At 59.2% G+C, this 19,407-nt stretch carries 13 protein-coding genes; 1 reads left to right on the forward strand and 12 read right to left on the reverse strand.

Annotated features, from left to right (window positions below; translation table 11 throughout):
• The first annotated feature begins 168 nt into the window (after positions 1-168).
• Positions 169-468, forward strand: a complete 300-nt coding sequence (locus ACVWZM_RS07950) for a hypothetical protein (protein WP_456852416.1) — start codon at positions 169-171, stop codon at positions 466-468.
• A 220-nt stretch (positions 469-688) separates the two neighbouring features.
• Here the strand turns inward: ACVWZM_RS07950 and ACVWZM_RS07955 are convergent, their stop codons facing one another.
• From ACVWZM_RS07955 to ACVWZM_RS08010, 12 genes are all read right to left on the reverse strand, one after another.
• Positions 689-2,023, reverse strand: a complete 1,335-nt coding sequence (locus tag ACVWZM_RS07955) for a glutamine synthetase family protein (protein WP_456852418.1) — start codon at positions 2,021-2,023, stop codon at positions 689-691.
• The gene (locus tag ACVWZM_RS07960) at positions 2,020-3,309 is read right to left on the reverse strand and encodes an ATP-grasp domain-containing protein (protein WP_456852420.1); all 1,290 of its coding nucleotides are present in this window, start codon (positions 3,307-3,309) and stop codon (positions 2,020-2,022) included. Before ACVWZM_RS07960 ends, ACVWZM_RS07955 begins: the two co-directional genes overlap by 4 nt.
• Positions 3,306-4,328: an EamA family transporter gene (locus tag ACVWZM_RS07965; RefSeq protein WP_456852422.1), complete on the reverse strand. Its 1,023-nt coding sequence runs from the start codon at positions 4,326-4,328 to the stop codon at positions 3,306-3,308. The genes ACVWZM_RS07960 and ACVWZM_RS07965 overlap by 4 nt, the downstream gene beginning before the upstream one ends.
• Complete coding sequence (locus ACVWZM_RS07970; RefSeq protein WP_456852424.1) at positions 4,325-5,155, reverse strand: gamma-glutamyl-gamma-aminobutyrate hydrolase family protein; 831 nt, start codon at positions 5,153-5,155, stop codon at positions 4,325-4,327. Before ACVWZM_RS07970 ends, ACVWZM_RS07965 begins: the two co-directional genes overlap by 4 nt.
• Positions 5,152-6,210: a dhydrorhizobitoxine desaturase gene (gene rtxC / locus ACVWZM_RS07975; protein ID WP_456852426.1), complete on the reverse strand. Its 1,059-nt coding sequence runs from the start codon at positions 6,208-6,210 to the stop codon at positions 5,152-5,154. The genes ACVWZM_RS07970 and rtxC overlap by 4 nt, the downstream gene beginning before the upstream one ends.
• Positions 6,211-6,241: 31 nt before the next feature.
• Positions 6,242-8,653, reverse strand: coding sequence for a 2-aminoethylphosphonate--pyruvate transaminase (locus ACVWZM_RS07980; protein ID WP_456852428.1), 2,412 nt, complete (start codon positions 8,651-8,653; stop codon positions 6,242-6,244).
• A 1,653-nt stretch (positions 8,654-10,306) separates the two neighbouring features.
• Entirely contained in the window at positions 10,307-10,438 is a 132-nt protein-coding gene (locus ACVWZM_RS07985) for a hypothetical protein (protein WP_456852430.1), read from the reverse strand.
• A 204-nt stretch (positions 10,439-10,642) separates the two neighbouring features.
• Positions 10,643-12,172 carry a S10 family peptidase gene (locus tag ACVWZM_RS07990; RefSeq protein WP_456852432.1) on the reverse strand — a complete coding sequence of 510 codons (1,530 nt, stop codon included), beginning with the start codon at positions 12,170-12,172 and terminating at the stop codon, positions 10,643-10,645.
• Positions 12,173-12,830: 658 nt separating this feature from the next.
• Entirely contained in the window at positions 12,831-13,223 is a 393-nt protein-coding gene (gene queD / locus ACVWZM_RS07995) for a 6-carboxytetrahydropterin synthase QueD (protein ID WP_076829223.1), read from the reverse strand.
• Entirely contained in the window at positions 13,210-14,478 is a 1,269-nt protein-coding gene (locus ACVWZM_RS08000) for an MFS transporter (protein WP_253624281.1), read from the reverse strand. The genes queD and ACVWZM_RS08000 overlap by 14 nt, the downstream gene beginning before the upstream one ends.
• A gap of 381 nt (positions 14,479-14,859) precedes the next feature.
• Positions 14,860-16,449, reverse strand: coding sequence for an FAD-dependent oxidoreductase (locus tag ACVWZM_RS08005; protein WP_456852435.1), 1,590 nt, complete (start codon positions 16,447-16,449; stop codon positions 14,860-14,862).
• Positions 16,450-17,286: 837 nt separating this feature from the next.
• Positions 17,287-18,363: a HoxN/HupN/NixA family nickel/cobalt transporter gene (locus ACVWZM_RS08010; RefSeq protein ID WP_456852437.1), complete on the reverse strand. Its 1,077-nt coding sequence runs from the start codon at positions 18,361-18,363 to the stop codon at positions 17,287-17,289.
• Positions 18,364-19,407: the final 1,044 nt, after the last annotated feature.

Consider the following 19,407-nt stretch of genomic DNA (forward strand, 5'->3'; position numbering starts at 1 on the left):
GACAACAACTACGCGAATTTACCCCAAGTCTCCTAAACGATGACCACACAAGAGAGATTAGATGAAGCCGCGCTGCACGTACGCCTAACGCGATGCAAGCGGCGCAGGCGGGCGGCACGGCGTCGAGCCGAACTCGCTCCGTCAAGCAAATCGATCCAGGAGACGTGAATGAAATTGGTGAAGACCTCTGTACTCGCATGCGGCCTTGCGGCTTTCCTTGCTTACCCAGTCATTGCGCAAAGCCTTGCCGCAGATGCCAAGGCTCGCAAAGGCGCGCAAGGATCAAGCGTACAGAGCGGGATAAGCGATGATGAGGACTCCTCGCCTAAGCTCAGGGCCGCTGGCGCAAAAGCGGGCAGGAAGTCGACCAAGGGCGCAAAGAATGCAGACGGCGGCAACGCGTCCGACAATGAGGCAGTTGACGACCCTGCGTCCAACAGCCCGCCGATAAGCAGCAAGCGGCACTGACGCGAAGCCCTGTTGGGGCCAACCTCCGGTCGCGCCCAGCGACCGGAGGTTCAGCTGACGCGCCGCAACATGAATGGCTACATTGTTATGGTCGCCAGCCTCCAGGAAGACGGCGAAGGAAGGAAGGGCCCAGGCCTGAACTTGAGCGGCTGTCCCGGACGGACGCCCTGGCCCTGATCAGCTGCGGCGCAACGGCCGCGATACCCAAGAACACGAACAGCTAGATGATCTCGAAGTACCGCCGACGTTCAAAGTCAGTCACCCGATGTTGAACGGCCTCCCACTCCCAGCGCCGGGAGCAGGAAAAGGCTTCAACAAACCTTTCTCCGAACACATCATTGGCCGCCGGAGACTGTGCAAACCGATATGTCGCCTCTGACAGGCTTTGAGGCAGCCTTCCGGAGCGAGGACACATCTCCGTGCTTGCATCACCGACGATCGAAGCCGGCAAGTCCGCATCTGTCTCGACGCCCAGCACACCCGAGCCGATGGCGCATGAGAGAGCGAGATATGGGTTCATGTCTGCACCAGCCAGCCTGTACTCAAGGCGATGTGCAGACGGCTCCCCCGGAATGGCCCGAACCGCGCAGGAGCGGTTGTCAATTCCCCAGCTTGGGCAGACCGGCGCCCAGTAACCGGGGACCAGTCTCTTGTAGCTATTGAAGTTCGGCGCGGCGAGCACACAGAACTCATTCATGTAGTTCAGTTGTCCGCCGAGAAATTGCCTCATGATCTTTGAGACGTTGCGAAACGCGTTACTGTCGTAGAACACGTTCTGACCGTCCGAGGACATCGAGATGTGAATATGGCCTGACTGGCCGGGCCACTCCTCACAAACCTTGGCCATGAATGTTGCCATCATACCTTTCGTCTGCGCCCAGGCTTTTATCATTGCCTTGAAGATGATCGCCCGATCCGCAGCCTCCAGGGCATCACAATGATGAAGTGATGCTTCAATCACGCCTGGCCCTGTCTCGAAGTGCAAGCCGCTGAGAGGTATTCTGGCCTTTTCACAAAGCGCCAGGATCTCGCCGAACAGCTCCTGGTGCGCGACAGAGCGCGCAATCGAGTAACCGAAAGGGCCTCGCGTGAACGGAGCCCATTGGCCGAACGGCTTGTCCTCAATCGTGTCGGCGTTCTCATTGAACAACATGAACTCGAACTCGAACCCGGCCGTGCAGCCGTATCCGTGATCGGCCGCCCTTTTCAGGACTTTGCGCAGAATACCTCGCGGGCAGATGTCCTCATGTGCGCCCATAAACTCCGCAAGGTAGAGATCCTGATCGCCGAGATAGGACACCAAACGGCCGGTGCCAGACAGAACACGCAGATCGGCATCTCCAAATGCTGAGAGCGGCTTATGGGTAAATCCTGCGGGAATGACCCGGTCCGCACAATCCCACGCCAGCACCGCCTCAGAGAACTTGACGACTTTATCCCCGTCCGAGAGATCTTCACCCAGGACGTGCTTACCTCGAAGGATGCCGTCAAAGTCGCTCACGCCAATCATCGCCGCACGAGCTGAGTTCGCGCGAGGCACACGGATGTCGATCATTCGCCGCCTTCCTGCGCCATCAGATCGAACACCTGGTTCATCCGCAGCGCACGCAATTGGCGATAGTCATCCTCAAGCTGTACCAAGTCGTTGTTGACGAGGTACACGATGCCCGGTGTGGACACCAGGTCGATCGTCGGGACCAGCTTTTGGCCTATGGGAACGAATGCGATGGCATCAGCGAAGCTCGCGAGGTTACGGATTGCAGCTAATCCGGAGTATCCGGCAACGACACCGCTCATATCGGAAATCAACGAGACGCACAGTGCATGAGCCTGTCGCTTGTAGGCCCCACGCAACCTCATACACTCACCAAATTCCTTGGGATTTGCGTACCGCCAGGCCGTTAGCGACATATGATTGTCACCCAACGCCATGGTCCGGGCTTTTGCCGACATGGTTCCTTGCAGTCTCGCTCCGAAGTCGACCAACACTGGTCCGCGATCATCGACGATGATCTCTGCATGCGAGGGTCCGTGGATGATCCGAAGCGCCTGCAACGCACGCACAAGGTAATCGGACAGCTCCAGAACGATTGGCTCCCTGGCTCCCAGCAACCACTCGCGTGAGCAGACCGATGACGCGCCCTCGACGGGAACGGTCTCATAGGTCCAGGCCTCGGTGACGAACGCTTCTCCATCGATCGAGATGGCATTCACGGTATATTGCTGACCCTTTATTCTCTCCTGTGCAAGCGCCAGATCATTGAACGCTCCGACCCGGTTCGTCTTTCCGACGATGGCAGCCAGAGCGCGCTCGACATCCGCATCAGCCGAGCAAAAGAACACGTCCTCCGTGCCTGTGCTGTTCAGCGGCTTGATCACGATTTCATCGAAGTTCTCTTGACGTTTCCAGCGAGCGATCTCAACGGCATTGTCAGACACGACCTGTCTGATCGATCGCACGCCTGCTGCGGCCAACGCTTCGGACATCCGCGATTTGTCGCGCCGGGCGGCAGACAGAGCCGTCCCATTCGAAGGCAACCCCAGCCGTTCCGAGATGGAATCGGCGAGCTCAACTCCGGTCTCGGACCCCGCAATAACGAACTCCAGCTCCCTGCCGCGGAGCGCCTGAAGATGAAATTCAACGAGCTCGTCGTGGGTCATGCATTCGCGGGGACGAATGACTTCATCATACAGGTCCGCGTCGAAATGCGACTGGAAGATGGCTGGGATCTGTGCAGCCGACATCACGTGCACCGTTCCAATTCCGTACCGCCTGAACTCTTCAGGTAGAAATCTGCCAGTCGAATATGCGTCGACGATTACACATTTGCGTTCGTTCATGCGGTCCTCCGATATTGCGAGTAGACGTTGCCGACAGCGACAATCGTGATGAGAACATTTCCAATGAACGTGTGGAGCGAAGGCACGATACGAGAATCGAAGTACTGGAACAGGAACGTGATGACAGGCGCGGTGGACAGCACCATGTTGACGGTGAAGGGCTCGACGCGGCGGATGCCCTCCTGGATCAAGAGCAGCGGAACAATGATCGTGGAAAGCCCAATCGCCGCGATCGCACGCCAATGTTGCGAGATCTCAAGCATCATGGAGGAATAGTCGACCAGTCCCAGCAACAGGAGAATCGTTCCATAGAACCGATGCGCCAATACCTGTCGGCCGGAAAACCCGCAATCGAACAGTAGTTTGACCAGTATATTTGTAAGCGCCAGCGATAGGCCGGCCACGATTGCGAGGACGATGCCGAAGGACGATTGCGGTCCCCACTGCACGCCCGCATTGCCGCTGACCGAGATCCAGATCATGTAGCCGCCAATCATCGCAATCGTGGCGCTCACGACGATGTCGGATGCTGGAGGGATACCCTTCCGCCTGATTAGCGCATTCAACCACACCGTTGCGGCGGGTCCTAGCGCCACCATGAACGCGACGACGATCGCAGGTTCGGCGTATTTCAGGCCGACAAACAATCCGATCCAGCTGATCGCGGTCACGAGATTGAGCGACACAAAAGCCACGAGCGCTGGCTTCGTCACTCGTGCCTTGCCCGTGCCGTGACCAGCCAGCAGATTGAACGACAGACATACCGCGGCAAAGGACACCAGCAGAGCGACGAACAGGTCCGCCTGCTGAAAGTACGATGCCGCATACACCTCGCCCGCCGCGCTCAGAACGACGTAAAGCGCCACAAAGAGAACTCCCAGAGCGAAGCGGCCTGTCGATCGCCCGCCGTTCGTTTGAGGCTGTCGCGGCGCAGCACGCCCCCCGAACCATACCGGCGCGTCGGTGCCGGTGAACTCCTCTTTCGATCTGGGCGGACCGCGCTTGGTTTGAAATGTCACTGTCCACCTCTCGTGCTTCTTTGTTCGGCGAACGCAAGACACGCCTCTCCGAACGCCGTAAATAGTCGCTTGCTCAGCAGATCGGTTGAGGCGTGCCATTCGGGGTGCCATTGCACGGCGATCTGCAGCGTCGGCGCGCCCACCACCGAGACCGCTTCGATCAGACCGTCAGGCGCCCACGCCTCCCGTCTTAGCGCACTGGCCAGCACCTCTATGCCTTGATTGTGAAGCGAGTTGACCTGTGCTTCGACGGTGCGCGCGATCGGAAAGAGCGCACCGTCCGGACATACCCTGATACTATGCGCGACATCGTACTGGCGATCTCTCGGGCGGTCTGTCTTCTCGGCATGCATCCGGCCACTTCCCAGACTCCACTCGCTAAGGGATGAGCGAAGTGTGCCGCCGAAATAGACGTTGAGCTCCTGCAGACCGCGGCAAATGCCCAGGATCGGCATTCCCTGGGCAATGGCGTTCCTGATCGCTACCCCGGATAGCCTGTCCCGGGGACGATCACGGATTCCATTCTCGATGTCCTCCTGATCAGCCCTCGGACGGGACGCAGGCGCCCTCAGAACGGCAGGATCGACGTTGGATTCGTCTCCTGTCAACATGAGCCCGTCGAGAGCCCGCATGATCGCGGGTCCGGTCTCAACCGACGCATCTTCAGCGTCGATCGTCGGCAATATGACGCACGCCACTCCCGCATGATGAAGCAGGGCCTCGACGTACTTGCGTCGCAACCAATCGCGATGCACACCATCGACCAACAGACGGTTCGAGGTGATGCCGACCACGGCGCGGGCTTGGTCTGGCCGTTGCAATGTCACGCGAGGTGTCCGCTCGTGCTGGCACCGCGCATAGACTGCTCATACAGACGGCGGTTTCGCTCCTTCAGCTGAGTGATGACGCTCGGCTGACCTTGCGGCCCCTTGACGAAGAGCCCTCCCCAGCTTGCGGCAACCTTTGCGTAAGCCGGATCCTGCATCCTGATTTTCTGGGCTTTGTGCAACAGCCAAAACGGGATGCCGGGCGAGAGGTGATGCTCGAGGTGATATTCATCCAGGTTTTGCCCCAGGATGGCCCGCTCCAGGAAATTTCCTTTGCGATTCCTGGTCAGATAGACGTTCTGCGTCTCGGTCTCGCACATCGGTGAGTGCTCGGCGAGTTCGACAAACCAGCCAAGCACCTGGAACGTGGTGAGATAGGGCACGATCCAAAACAGGATCACGATGTGGAGCAGCCCAAGGGCATATGATCCGCCCAGGATGCAGATCCAGAAGAGATAGAAGCCATACTTGTCGATAAGTATGCCTGAGCGGCTCTCGTCCTCGGCATCTCTGATCGAAAACCGGTTGGTCCAGAGATACTTCAGGTACGCCACCGTCGCACCGCCAAATATCGGCTTCCAGATCAGGTTGAACGCGTACCGCTCAGGCGGCTGCACGTCGTAAACACCATTGGCCAGGAAGAACTTCAGATCAGGGTCCTTGTCCGGGTCGCCGAGATAGGGATGATGCAAATAGACGTGTGAGATCCGGTAGGCCCAGTGGCGCTGGAACAAAGGATAGGCAGCGAACAGAATCCCGAGGACGTAATTCCAGGTGGTGTTCTTCGCGAGCGTGCGATGGGCCGCATCATGGGCGATCGTCGTCAATCCGCGCTGGTAGGCGCCGATCAGAAGGACCGCGAGCGGATACAACCACCATGAGACCGACACGGTCGCGAGCGTGCACGCCGCGATCACGACGTAGTCTTTCAAGATATACGCAGCACCCATTATGTTATCGGGCCTCAGCTCGGAGAGCTGCCTATTGATCTCGCGGCTGAATGGAACGGCCTCATAGCGTGACGACCTCAGTTTCCAAGCTTCTGGCTGATTCATGAGAATCCCTTCCTGATCACCTTCTAGGTTGTCAGATTGCGGAGAGCGCCTTGTGCAGATCGCGGACAATGTCGTCGACGTCCTCGATGCCGACGCAAAGCCGGATCGAACCGCCAAATATGCCCGCGGCCTCGCGCTTCTCCCGTGGAACGGTTGTGTGTGTCGTGGAGACGGGATGCGTCACCAGGGTGCGAGCATCCCCAACGTTCGAAACGTGATACATCAAGTCGACGTTCTGGATGAACTTGCGTCCGGCCAGCTCGTCCTCCACCTCAAACATGACCATTGCGCCGTGCCCATATGCCGGGTTGAGCGTCTGGTCGACGGTTTCCCGATCGGCGCCTTCAAAGAGGCCCGGATAGAAGACACGGCGCACCTTTGGATGCTTCTTGAGGGCGTCTGCGACGACCCTGGCGTTGGCGCAGTGCTGCTTCATGCGAAGCGGCAGCGTCTCAAGCCCCTGGATCAGTTGGAAACTCGCAAATGGAGCGATCGCAGCCCCCGTATCGCGCAACCAAGTCATGCGAGCCTTCAGCAGAAACTCGCTTTTTCCAAGATCGTCGACATCCTGCAGCGCGCTGCGCCAGATAATCCCGCCATGCGCCTCGTCAGGACCGTTGAACAACGGAAAGCGGGAGGCTCCCCGGTAGCTGAACTTTCCATTGTCGACAATCAGCCCGCCCAACGTGGTGCCATGGCCGCATATGTATTTCGTCGCGGAGTACGTCGTGATCGCAGCACCGAGATCTGACGGCCGGCATACCAGTGGCGTCGTGGTATTATCCACCACCAGGGGAACGCCATACTTCCGACCGATCTCCGCCAGCTGCTTGACCGGTAGCGGAATTAGACAGGGGTTCGAAATCACCTCTCCGAACAGGCATATCGTGCGATCATCGATGGCACGCTCGAATGTCTCAGGCCTTCGAGGGTCCGCCGTCCTGACGCTGATGCCAAGACGCTTCAGCGTGTTATGGAGCAGGTTCCAGGTATTGCCATACAGATAGGGCGAGGCGACGACATTATCCCCGACCTGCCCGCTTGCCAGGTTGACGATGGCAAGGAAGGTTGCCGCTTGCCCTGATGCGACGGCGAGCGAATCCCTTCCCGTATCGACCGCCGCATACCTTCTTTCCAGCGCGCGGGTCGTCGGATTGATGATCCTTGTATAGGTGAACCCATCAGCCTTTACGTTGTAGACGTCCGCAATGTGGTTCAGGTCGCCATCGAGTTCATACGCCGTGTTCTGATATATCGGCACGGCCACAGCTTTCGTCACCGGGTCGCGGCGGTAACCCGCGTGCAGAACGGCGGTCTCGGGGGACCATGGCACCTGCGCGCCCGCTGCCACGCGAGGCGGCACCTTGGCGAGCGCCTGGGATGTCTCCTGGGCGGATATAGGTCGCGCTGCCGCACCCTGACCCGGGCGGAAGTATGTCCGGAAGGCGCAACCCAACTGCTGGATCCAACTGGATTGAATTTCCCCGATGCAACCGACCCGAAAACTCCGCGTCGCAACGTGCAGCCTGGAGTAGATGTAAAGGTTGTGGCTCGCCAGGTGGCGATACAGCCCATCAAATGCTGCCTGATCCGCCATCCCCGACGGCGCAACGAACGCAACGCAGACCGGTGACTGCACGTTCGGGGCTAGCAGCGGGGAGACCACTCCCTCGAGCTCCTTGATGAGATTGTCCCTGACCTTCTCATACCTGCGGCAGCGGGCAGGAATGCCCTCTTCCTCCAGGATCTCCAGTGCCCTGGTCGTTGCCTGAACGATATGGGTGGGAGGTGTCGAACGCCATTCACCTGTGCGCTCCAGCGAGAGCCATTGATCTCTCACGTCGAGCACAAATGACCTCGGCTCTTGAGCCGCTTTCTCCAACAGTTCGCGAGAGGCGACCACAAACGCTACTCCCGGAGGCCCCTCTATGCACTTGTTGCTCGACGTGACCAGGACGTCAGGCCCCCCCTTGCTCAGGTCAATATCGATGCCGCCAAAAGAACTCATCCCGTCGACGATCGTCTTCACGCCACGTCGCCTCGCCTCCTGCACGATCGCATCCAGCGGATTGACGATGCCGGTCGTGGTCTCGCAATGCACGAAACACAGGTGCGTAACGCCGGGATTTCGGTTCAGATGCTCGCCGATTTCCTGAGGATCCAAAGGGTCGGTCACGCGCTTGGTAAGCGTCACCGCCTCGACACCCCATAGCCGCAGCATCTTGTATATACGCTCGCCATAGATGCCATTTACGCAAACGAGCGGCTTGTGGGCTGAACACACGAATGTTGACAGAGCGGCTTCCATCGCAAAAGAGCCGCCGCCCTGAATCGGGACCACCGAATAGTCATCGGCATTTGCCAGCAAATTGAGCAGTAGCCGCCTCATGCGGGCGGTTACTTCCTTGAACTCGCAATCGCGCGATGCAAGGTCGAGCTGCATTTGGCTCCTGACGTCCAGCGATAACGACAATGGACCAGGCGTCAGCAAAGAGCGCTGTCTTGTCACACTATTCCCCCTCAGTTGTATTCATCGATGACCTGGAGCAAAACCGCCCCAGCAAAGAGACGACGAGCGCCGTTCAACAGCCTGGAGCCCTGCGCGACAGAGCCTCGAGCGATGTCATTCACATCTCTGACCGCTCCTCGAACCCATTTGGCGCGACGGCTCACTCTGATCGCATCCCGAAGATTTGAGCGCGCGTGCCGGCTCGTCGCCGCGCATCGGCAGTCCAACTGACCGGCTTACGTGCGTCGTGTGCCACTCCGGCAATGTTGAAATCGAACTAGCAGCGCGCGTCGGACGGTGGCGACCGGCCCCGATCCCGGCATGGCGCCTTTGATGATTGCCGCTTCCTGCGTGAGCCTAAGACTTGAGACATTCGCACACTGTCGCTCGTTGGAGGTTTTTGTACGCTGACGACCCTCGCCGTCCATTTTTCAGATCGTACAACTTGACGTTAGGTGCGTTTCAACCCTCTCTGGAATTTTCTCGTGTGAATTTTTCCTGACGTACGCCTCCACCTTCGGAAGACAAGGTGACGGGTGCGGAGATTCTCGGACGAGCCCGGTAGTAGCCTGGAGTTCAATGACACTGCTGGAATTCACTTGAGCTCGATGGCCACGGACAGGTCAGCTGACCTGCTCCGCCCGCCTTGCGCGCGCGGCGCTTTGTCACATCGGCAAACAGATACACGGGGTCTGTTTGCGTTCGATGGAGCGTCCGGAAAGCGGACTTTGGAACGAGACGATGAGCGCATGGCCGGATAGCGATGAGTAAGCAGCTTGCGCGGGTTCGATGGCAGGTTTTCTGACAGAACGATGATGGTCTAGAACGCGGGTTGCTGAGGAAATCGCTTGTTGATTAAACCTCCTGAGTGCCGCACGTTTGGATCGCAAGTCATGCGCGGTCTGTCAGCAACCGACCGCACGATTTTCCGTCCTGTCTGTCCGGTCACTACGCTCTGTCGAGTACTGTCTGTTTGCTACTCTTGCATCGTGACCCACTTGGCACATGAATTGCTGCGAACCTTAACGGCTTGGCTGTTTATCTTCACGCCCCCCAAGGCGGCCAAGCTGGCGAAGCAAACTTGGCGCGGGTGGCTCCTCCAAACACCCGCGCCTTCTTTCCGAAGTGTTGTAAAAGTGAAGAGTTTCGGCAACAGACGCGCTGAGAAGATTAACTCATGGCCCGTAGGAGCCATATAAAATGCATGCCGGTTCTGGGTAGTCGAAAGGACGAATCGAAGCTCGCCTGGTACTTGCGGCGAATAAAAGCTTGCTTCATGAGCCAGCCCCTCACGATCACTTCACGAAAGTGTGCCGCAAGGGAAGGGCTCAAATTCATTTCGGCTCTCCAGGAAGCGCTTCGTTCTACGAATTCCGAAAAGCGCGTCTCACAGGGAAAGCGATTCGCGAGCCTTGAGGCCGAACAAAATTCGCTGAGCCTGTGGCAACAACACTGTCGAGAAGTGGTTCGGATCATCGTTGACGACCCCGGTGATAACATCGGCGCGGTAGGTCCGCCGTCGGTATAATTCAGCACTTACAGGTGTTGGCCGAGGAGACGATGACAGCGCGGTGTTTGGCTTCGCCGTCAGGATCTACGAATGATGCGCTCTTCCGTGAAGGCGATCGGGCGGCGCGCGGCAGCGTTATCGTTGAGCTCGGTTCGGCCATCCTCGGCGAAGCGCGTCACGCCCGCCCCGCCCAGCATGAGAGCGCGCATCAGATGGTGTCCGCCAGCTTGCTGCTTGGCTGATCAAGCCGGGTTTTGTTCGCAGCCATTTTGGGACTGCGTCGTCTAGCGGCCGGACGACGCAATCCACGCCCTGATCGCAAAAGACCGGCCCATTGTGCTCTGTCCCGTAGCATCAGCGACATTATGTTTGTGCGAAGGCGGGCTTGTTCATGACCAGGCCTGGTGTCGTCCTCATTTCATCAGCGCTTCGACCTCTGCTCGCAAAGCGTGGCGCGAAGCGTCTCGTGAATAGAACATGTGGCCCCCCGGAAAAACGACAAGTTTGACGCGCGGTGTGGAGGCAAATGGCGGCAGTTGATCGAGCACGATCTGTGATCCGAAATATGGCGTGGCGAGGTCAAACAGCCCGTGCGCGACCAGCAATTTCATATTCCGGTCCGTCGCCAAGATCTTGCGCAGCTCCGAAACTGACTCCGGAGGGCTACGGCCGAAATCCCAGGCCTCCCTGACCTTGCGATTGGCCAATTCGTAGGAGCCCTCCGGCCGCCAGCCAAGCTTGCGCGTAAGGAGATCGACAGTGGCGCTGGTCAGAGGCGCCACCAGCGTATCGCTTGAGGGATCGCCTGAAAGCTGGAAATTCGACTCCGGATATGGATCGAGGCCACGCACCGAGGCGTCAAACCTGCCGATTAACTTGCCATTCTTGCGATCGAACTCACGGCGGAACTCGGCCACTTCGAAACGGCCAGCGAGCCGGCGGCTGACGGCTTGGTCGATGCCGGTCAGCACAGCGACCTTGTCGGCCAGACGCGTGGTGGCTTCCTTGTCGGCCTGGCCTTTGATGAGATCGACCAGAAACTCGCCGCGCGCATAGGCTTCCACGTCGGCGAGATCTGTTCGGTTTACCGAACCTTCGGCTTCACGCAGGGTCGCGACATAGCTCGGCAGCGTGGCGACGTACTGCAGCATGCTCCTGCCGGCGCTGTAGTCGAACACTGGCGAGACCATGATCAGGCCCCTGACGCCTATCCCCTGCCGCGTCTGCAACTGGTCGACGACCTTCGGCCCACGAATGCCGCCATAACTTTCGCCCGCGATGTACTTCGGCGACAACAGCCGGTCATGCTTTTCGAGCCAGCGGCGGATCACCAGCGCGAGCGCGTTGAAGTCGCCCTCAACGGAATAGAGCCATTTGCGCGCGTCATCGCCGGCCGCCACGAAACGGCTATAGCCGGTGCTTACAGGATCGAGAAACACCAGATCAGTGAAATCGAGCCACGTTTCCGCGTTTGGCCTCACCTCGGGAAATGTCGATGGCGTGACCTCGTCAGCATTGATCGGCAGCCGCCACGGTCCGGCATTGCCAAGCTGCAGCCACGCCGATGATGAGCCTGGTCCGCCGTTGAAGAAGAATGTAACCGGGCGCGTGCCGAGATCAGTGCCTTCAAGCTGATAGGAGGTATAGACGATATCGGCCTGCGGCTCACCCTTATCGTCGAACAGGCGGATGGAACCGGCGGTCGCGATGAAAGAAAGCGTCCGCCCGGGCAGCTCAAGCGTGTGCCTGGTGCTGGAGTCCGGCGGCAGGCGATGCTGCTCGGTCAGCGACGACATACTCGGGGTTTGACCGCCGCCACCTTTCTGGCCGGCCGGTATTGTGACCTGGGCGGGGGCAGGATTGTTGGCCCGAGCGCTCTCCGTTGCCCCGCAGGCGAACAGGATCAGTGCAAGAGAGGTGAGACCCGGAGCGGTCAATTTCATCGCGTTTCTCCTGCCCTGGCGCGCCCCCTTGTGCGCGAGGCGTGTCTGTCAAAACGGCCCTAACGACTAGCTCATGCGGCTGAACGACAAAGCTACCGGATCGAGTAGTCGTCACCGTCGCCCGAGGCGCAAAATTCGTCATTCCACACACTTCCAAGAGGTGCTCGTCACGGTTCAGCCTCCAGAGGGCGATGATCGTGCGCGTGGACATTGCGCACAAGGCGAGGCTGTGGCTCGAGATCGACGATGGGCAGAGCAACTGCTTCGAGAGTAGTTCGAGAGCAATGCGACATCAGTGAAGCGCATTGTAGATCTGCGTGCTCAAGGGCAATCGCAGTATCCGGCCGTTGGATGCCAATCAGCTCGCTGATTTAAGAGTAGGATGTCGGCGGCGCGTCACGCCATCAGGACAACGTAGCGTGGACGGCCACGTGCCAGACAAGTCTGTAGCGACCTTAGACTACTGCATCCGACCGGATGAGCACCCGATGACTGGGCGCGGGAGCCCTTCCGCCGCGGCAGGCCAATGGGGATCAGCGGCACGGCCGATGTATATCTATCTGTCGAGTTCCATGCCTAGGCACGCGCGGACGCCGCCGAACACCGGCCATTGCTCGGCATCCATAGTGCACTTGCGTTGGCGTTTCACCGCCCCCGACTAACTCGGCGTGCCTTTTGGACTGCCGCCATAGGCCGCAACCTCCGCCCAACAATCGGCGGTCTCATAAATCCGCACACTCGCGCAATTGGGAATGCGATCAAAGAACCAACGGGCGATGATCTCGGCGGTTGGGTTTTCCAGTCCATCGACATCGTTGAGCAGTCGGTGATCGACGAGCTTCAGCAGCGGCTCAAGTTCGGCATCCATCTCAGCGAAATCCTTTACGAAGCCCCTTGCATCTACCCCTCCGCGCATCACCACTTCCATACGGTAGTTGTGGCCGTGTAGGTTCTTGCATTTGTGGCCATCGGGGAGATTGGGAAGGCGATGAGCTGATTCAAAACTATAGGTGCGGCCAATCAGCGTGAGCACAGCATCATCGTCGTTCATTCCGTAAGTCTCTCGCGCCGACAACTTGCTCCGCAGAAAGGGGCCTACCCCTCGCCGGCCCTTCTTTATCAGATTGACGGAGCAATGCCAGGCCGAGCAAGGCGGAGAGAGCAGAGCCAAGGCCCGGCAGTATCAGCGTGACAGCATAACCGAACCTCGCCACGGCAAACCCACTCGCCGCGAAGCCCACCAACGCTGACGCCGACATTACCGAAGTCAGAAACGTGACATCTGTCCCCGCCTTGCCCGGCCGCGCGAGCCCGAGAAACCAGTTCGTGAATGTAACATGCTGAACAGCGAGTGCCGCGAACACGATGCCGACGCTCACAACGGCGCTCAGGCGAACGCTGACGTAGCGATCAACCGTCGCAAGCACGCCGAAACTTATGGCCATGACTGCGCAGCCCCAGATCAAGCCTCGCTGCGGTGCCATTCGGCCGATGATTGCGCTGGTCAACGGCGCCACCAGCGTATACGTCAATACGTTCGAAAGCGCTCCGATCCATCCAATGGATGCTGCGGCGAAGCCGAGGTCAACAAGCCGCAACTGAACCGTCGCGAACGCCACAGCGATCCCGATAACCGCTGGCGCGATCAATGCGGCCGTCGTCCACAGGCCACGGTAGCGAAAGATCGCGGAGATCGAGGGGCGTTGCGTCGCGCTCGATCGGTCGCCGCGTTGGAGCGGTTCAGAAATAGCGAACACCCAACCAGCGAAGACGGCTAGCAGCAGCGCCAAACCCAACAAAGCTGGACGCCAACCGACCATCTCGATCAATTGGAGGCAGACGGCGCCACCGATCACATGGCCGATGGCCCGGCCCCAACCCAGCAGCGCGGCCCCGAGCGGCCGTTCGCTGGAATCGAGAGCTTCAGCTATATAGCCCAAAGTTGCGATCCGCTGCGTGGCAGCAATGGTCGCAAGTACCAGGGAAACAAGAAAAAGCGAGACAAAATCGGTTTTTGGATTCAAGAATGCCATCGCTGCCAGCACGATGGTACTGCCAACTTGGGTCAACAGTATCCACGAACGTCTCAGCCCGAGACGATTGAGGCTCCATCGATCCACCACCGGGGCCCAAAGGAAGTTAACGGTGAATGCAAAGAAAGCGGTGCCATATAGGCCGACTAGTTCCAAGCTGGCACCGTTGCCCCGAAGGATCACGGGAATGGCCGAATAGATGAACGCGATGGCCAGATACTGCTGACTAGCCAACGCAACCATCCCAATATATGGCACGTAACGATTTTCCATCCGCTTACTTCTCCCGAAATCGATTTCGCACATGCCTTAAGAGAACTGTTTGAAAGGACAGCGGCGGCCCGTTATCCGTTCGGATCGGGCCATACTCAATTGAATGCACCCCGCGCCTGACCTTCATCTTGTTCAGCCCAGTTGCCTTCCCAGTAGACGGCGCTATCGATGTCAAATTGGCAAGCAAGGCTCCCTGGCGTACGCCGGTCGTAACCATCGCCGACCCAGCGCGTCTCCAGCTCCGCAGGGAGGTCGACAGCTTCGTCGCTGGTTGAAGGTCCACAGTCCGAGGAAAAGGTGCGCTTGCCGTTGGCGTTGTCCTCTCCAAAGGTCGCGCTTGCCGGCAGCAGCGCCAGCGCAGGGATGACAGCTGTTCCTGCATCAGGTCTTCACCACGCGCTCGTGCAATCGGGTAGTGGCGTCGAGCGCGGACAGGATCGCGCCCTCCTGCCATGGCAGCTGCGAGGCGTGCTCGCCCGCCAGCGCGATGCGGCCGTCGATCTGGCACAGATTGCGGTAGTGCTGCGCGCGGGCGGCCTCGGTCCACTGGCCGGCGCAGCCGAGCGTGAACGGCACGCGATGCCAGGCCACCGCGACGCCGTTCTCGAACTCGCTCTTGTATTGCGGATGGATTGCGGCGCCGAATTCAACCGCGCTGGCGACCCGCTCGGCCGGCGTCATCGCGGTGAACTCGAACGAATTGGCGCCGCCATACATGTAGGCACCGAGCAGGATGCCGCGGCCGCCGCGGTTGAAGCCATAGTTCGGATACGCGATCTGCTGGATCGGCAGGTCGGTGTAGCTGATGCCGCCATAGATCGCCTCGTCCTCCTCCCAGAAGCGGCGTTTGAACTGTAGCCCGATCTTCACGGAGGCTAGGTAGGGCAAGGAATCGATCGCATTTTTCATCGGCCCGCCGACATCGACCGGCAGCTGGCTCAGGATCGACAGCGGAATGGTGCAGATGCACCAGTCGGCGGTCGCCTGCTGCACGGCGGACGGGATGGCGGTGTCGACATAGCTCACGGTGACGACGGAGCCGTTCTGCTGGATCTGCGTGACCTTGGCGTTATAGCGGATGAGATCGCCAACCTCGCGCGCGAACGCCTTGCCGATCAAGTCCATGCCGCCGACCGGCTGGAACATGGTGGTCTGGAAGTCGTAGCGGGCATAGGTCCGCAGATAGCGCCACATCCGCGACCGCAATAGCTCCTGCAGCGAGATCGGGTCGCTGGGCAGCGGATCTCCCATCAAGCCGCCGCCGGGATCGCGGGCATAACCGCGGAATTCGGCGGCGACGAGATTGGCGTTGTACTTGCAGTCGCGATCCAGCACGCCCCAATCGCGCAGCGCTTGCAGCAGGATCTCCTGGTCTTCCTTGCTGACGAACTCGTCGAGCCTGCCTTGCTGGCCGACCTTCGCGAGCAGCTCCGATACGCCGCCCTGGAAATCCGCCTTGATGCTGCGACAGCGCTGCGGCTTGCCGTCGAAGGCGCGCGTCGCGTGCAGATAGGCATTATGGTTGAGCTGGATGAAGGGTTCGAGCGTCACATTGAGCCGGCGGCAATAATCGAGCAGCGCCCGGTGGTGGCAGGGAATTCGCCACGGGCCGGGATTGAAATAGAGCCCCTGCTCGAACTCACAGGCCTGTTTGAAACCGCCGAGCTCTGTAAAACTGTCACCGCTGCGGATCGACCAGTTGCGGCCGCCGGCGCGATTGTTGAATTCGAGGATCTGGACCTTGTAGCCGGCCTTGCGCAGTTCCAGCGCCGCCGTCATGCCGGCAAGACCAGCGCCGAGAATCAGCACCGAAGCGCCCTTGACATCGCCCGCGAGCCTGAGCGGCCCCTTGTAGGCGGACTCGGATGCGAAGCCGAGGCTCGTCATTGCGTGATACATCGCCGAACTGCCGGCGATGGTGCCGATCAGCGCGAGCAGATCCCGCCGCCTGATCACAAATTCATTCTGCACCTGCGTTCACCCAGCCGTTGATTTCGAAGACGAAGGCAAACGGCTCGTGCGATCAGTTTCAAGAAAGTGCGCACGCTGCGGTGCAGACTGGTAGCGCTGCCGCGGTGCGCCTGCGAGATCGTCTTCGATTATCTCATTCCCACATTGGTCGTGCACCGCGTCGATCGCCGTCGATAAAACAATCATAGCTATCTATCCGCAGTCTTGAGGTAGGCAGGCCGATCCGCGGTCGCAGGAGCTGGTCAGTACACCTGAGTTGATGAACCAACGTCCGGTCACCTCCGGCGACGATTAGCGAGCCGTCGATCATATCTCGACGCGTCGAAGATGCGGACGTTTCGTTCAGCGAGGCGCTTGCCGGACATGTATAGCCGTTCGACGAAAAACGAAGCAGTTAATCACGCGGCACGAGCCCCTCGAGCGACTTCTTAAACATTCGACTGAGTCTGTTGTGCACCAGCAAGAGCGATGCCAACATTTTACGACATCGATAGGCGGAGAAGCCGACTAGCCCAGATGTGCGGTAGGCCAGACGATAACTGATCTCCTCAGAGATCTTGCCGCTCTTTCATTGGCGACTTTCGAGCTCGATATCGGAGGTTTCTGGTTCTAGTCGCACAACCAAGCCGCTCCGCCGGCGATTGCGGACTCAGCGAACCAGTGGAGCGCCGGGACTAACCGCGCTTGGCCAGAGCGTAAACTATTCGCAGTTTTGAACGCCTGCGATCGGCTATTTCGAAGTCGCTTTTGCGCTGGTGGTATTGAACCCAACATTGTTCGATGTCAGACGCACGGAGCTAATGACGCCGAAGACGTGCGATGATTGGTTGTATGAGTTCACCCCGGCTTGAGCGGGTTTTCGAGTCCTTGCCAGCGATAGATCGCAAATGACAGCGCCCAACTGACCAGGAAGACGCCGACGACGAGATAGCCGAAATTGGCCAAGCTGCCGTCGAGATCGTCCACCGCGCTCCAGAAGGTGCCTTCAAGCGCTAATTTGTTGGCGAGCAGGCCAAGTGCCTCGATGCCGCCGATCAGCAGCGCCACGACGACTGAGATCGCCGTAATGGTCAGATTGTACCAGATCTTGCGGGTCGGATTGAGGAAAGCCCAGCCATACGCGCCGACCATCAAGACGCTGTCGGTCGCATCGACGAGCATCATGCCGGCGGCGAAGAGAGCCGGAAATATCATCACCGTAGTGAAGTCTAGCCCTCCCGAAGCTTGCCCGGCTGCGACGGTGAAAAGGCTGATTTCCGTCGCGGTATCGAATCCGAGGCCGAACAACAGATCGATCGCGAACATCTGCCAGCTCGCCGTCACCATGCGAAACAGTGGGCGCAAGAGCCGGGACAGCAAGCCACGACCAGACAGAAGCAGATCGAACTCATGCTCTCCAATTCGTTGGCCACGCCGCGCAGGCTGAAAGCTCCGCCAGACATCCCGTAGGATCACAAGGTTGATGGCGGCAATCGTCAGTAAGAAGAAGGCTGATGCACCGGTGCCGATGATGCTGCCAACCGCCCGGAACTCCTGGAAACCGCTTTGCAGGGCGAGCGCCGCAGCTGCGATCGCGGCGACCGCCACTGCAACCGACAAGGAATGGCCAAAGGCGAAGAAAAGTCCGACCGCGAGAGGGTGCCTGCCATCCTGCATCAGCTTGCGAACGACATTGTCGATGGTCGCGATATGATCGGCATCGACGGCGTGCCGAAGGCCGAGCACATAGGCCAGCAAGGCTGTCGCCAGCAGCGTCGGCCTGTCGGACAGCGCTACGATGGCCCAGGTCCAGGCCAAGCAATTGATGGCCAACAAGAAGGCATATAGCGAGATGATTCGACTACGCGAGGCCGCCGATCCGTCGTCTAAGGCAAGCTTTAGATATGAGAACATGATCTTGCTTCGGTAGCGCATCTAGATGAGTTTGGTTACGAACGTCCCTCGTTGCATAGGCGCCGCGCACGCCAAAGCCGGTCCGGTCAGACTGAAGACGAACCGACGGATACAGCATACGATGATCATGACCATTCGCAGCACGAGGTGGACAATAGCGCTGGTCGCAACGGCAGTGGAGTTGAGTGGCATTTCCTACTTTTCATGGCTGGTGCCTCCTTCGCGGTGCAGGTTTCGTGCCGCTCTGCTGGGCTAACGTGCTGGACCGCTTCGTGCGGCTTATATCGGCCGTGAGCTCGTGTCGCGCGATTGCGCCGCCGCGTTGACGTTGCAACCTCGATCTGAGCCGTAGTCAAGTTTAACGGGCCAACCAGTGCCTCAGAGCACCCCGCCCGACGCATTGCGCATGACAATGGCTGCTAGCAGGTTTCCTGGCTGCGGCTCGCCGCTCTTGCCCCCTTCTCGGGATTGCGAATCCCGGTGGCGTGGAATGGTCATCGCCTCGCCACTTATAGTTGCGCCGGGCCGCTCCCGCATTGTCCTGCCAGAACCGACCGAACGCCCTTGAATAGCCTTTCGAACACTACCGATGACAAAGCGAAATGGCCTCAAGGGCGCGTCAAGTAGTCGCCGGCGAACAGCGTGAGACACCGTGGCTGAGGAAAAAGAGGTAACTTTGCCTCTCAATCTCGGAGTTGCGGACGAGATCGAGGCTCCAAGACACTGCGGCTCTGCCTGCACAGCAACTCGGCGCGGCGCTAGCCCCACGCAGAAAAAAGGACGCTTGAAGACACTTAGGCGACTGGAAGGCTGACTTCGTCTCTGTCCTTCGTCATGGCGTCATAGACTCTGATCTGGAGCATGGGACGGCGCTTCTTAAGCTCTTGCGCTCCTGCCCAGGCGCCGTCTCTTGTCGTGAACTCGGTTTTCAATTGACCGTCGACTTCGAGCACATAACCGGAAGCGGGCAATCGACGAGTGGATGCAACCATCTTAATCCCTTAGCATCGACGAATCCGATCGATGCTCGCACTTAACCCGAGTCGCCTTCGGCAAGCCAGTAGG

This window comes from Bradyrhizobium sp. USDA 4501 (genome assembly GCF_054062115.1).

Coding starts and splice junctions, on each gene's coding strand:
- ACVWZM_RS07950 (WP_456852416.1), top strand. CDS start 169: ATGAAATTGGTGAAGACCTCTGTACTCGCATGCGGCCTTGCGGCTTTC.
- ACVWZM_RS07955 (WP_456852418.1), bottom strand. CDS start 2,023: ATGATCGACATCCGTGTGCCTCGCGCGAACTCAGCTCGTGCGGCGATG.
- ACVWZM_RS07960 (WP_456852420.1), bottom strand. CDS start 3,309: ATGAACGAACGCAAATGTGTAATCGTCGACGCATATTCGACTGGCAGA.
- rtxC (WP_456852426.1), bottom strand. CDS start 6,210: ATGAATCAGCCAGAAGCTTGGAAACTGAGGTCGTCACGCTATGAGGCC.
- ACVWZM_RS07980 (WP_456852428.1), bottom strand. CDS start 8,653: ATGCAGCTCGACCTTGCATCGCGCGATTGCGAGTTCAAGGAAGTAACC.
- ACVWZM_RS07985 (WP_456852430.1), bottom strand. CDS start 10,438: ATGCGCGCTCTCATGCTGGGCGGGGCGGGCGTGACGCGCTTCGCCGAG.
- ACVWZM_RS07990 (WP_456852432.1), bottom strand. CDS start 12,172: ATGAAATTGACCGCTCCGGGTCTCACCTCTCTTGCACTGATCCTGTTC.
- queD (WP_076829223.1), bottom strand. CDS start 13,223: ATGAACGACGATGATGCTGTGCTCACGCTGATTGGCCGCACCTATAGT.
- ACVWZM_RS08000 (WP_253624281.1), bottom strand. CDS start 14,478: ATGGAAAATCGTTACGTGCCATATATTGGGATGGTTGCGTTGGCTAGT.
- ACVWZM_RS08010 (WP_456852437.1), bottom strand. CDS start 18,363: ATGCGCTACCGAAGCAAGATCATGTTCTCATATCTAAAGCTTGCCTTA.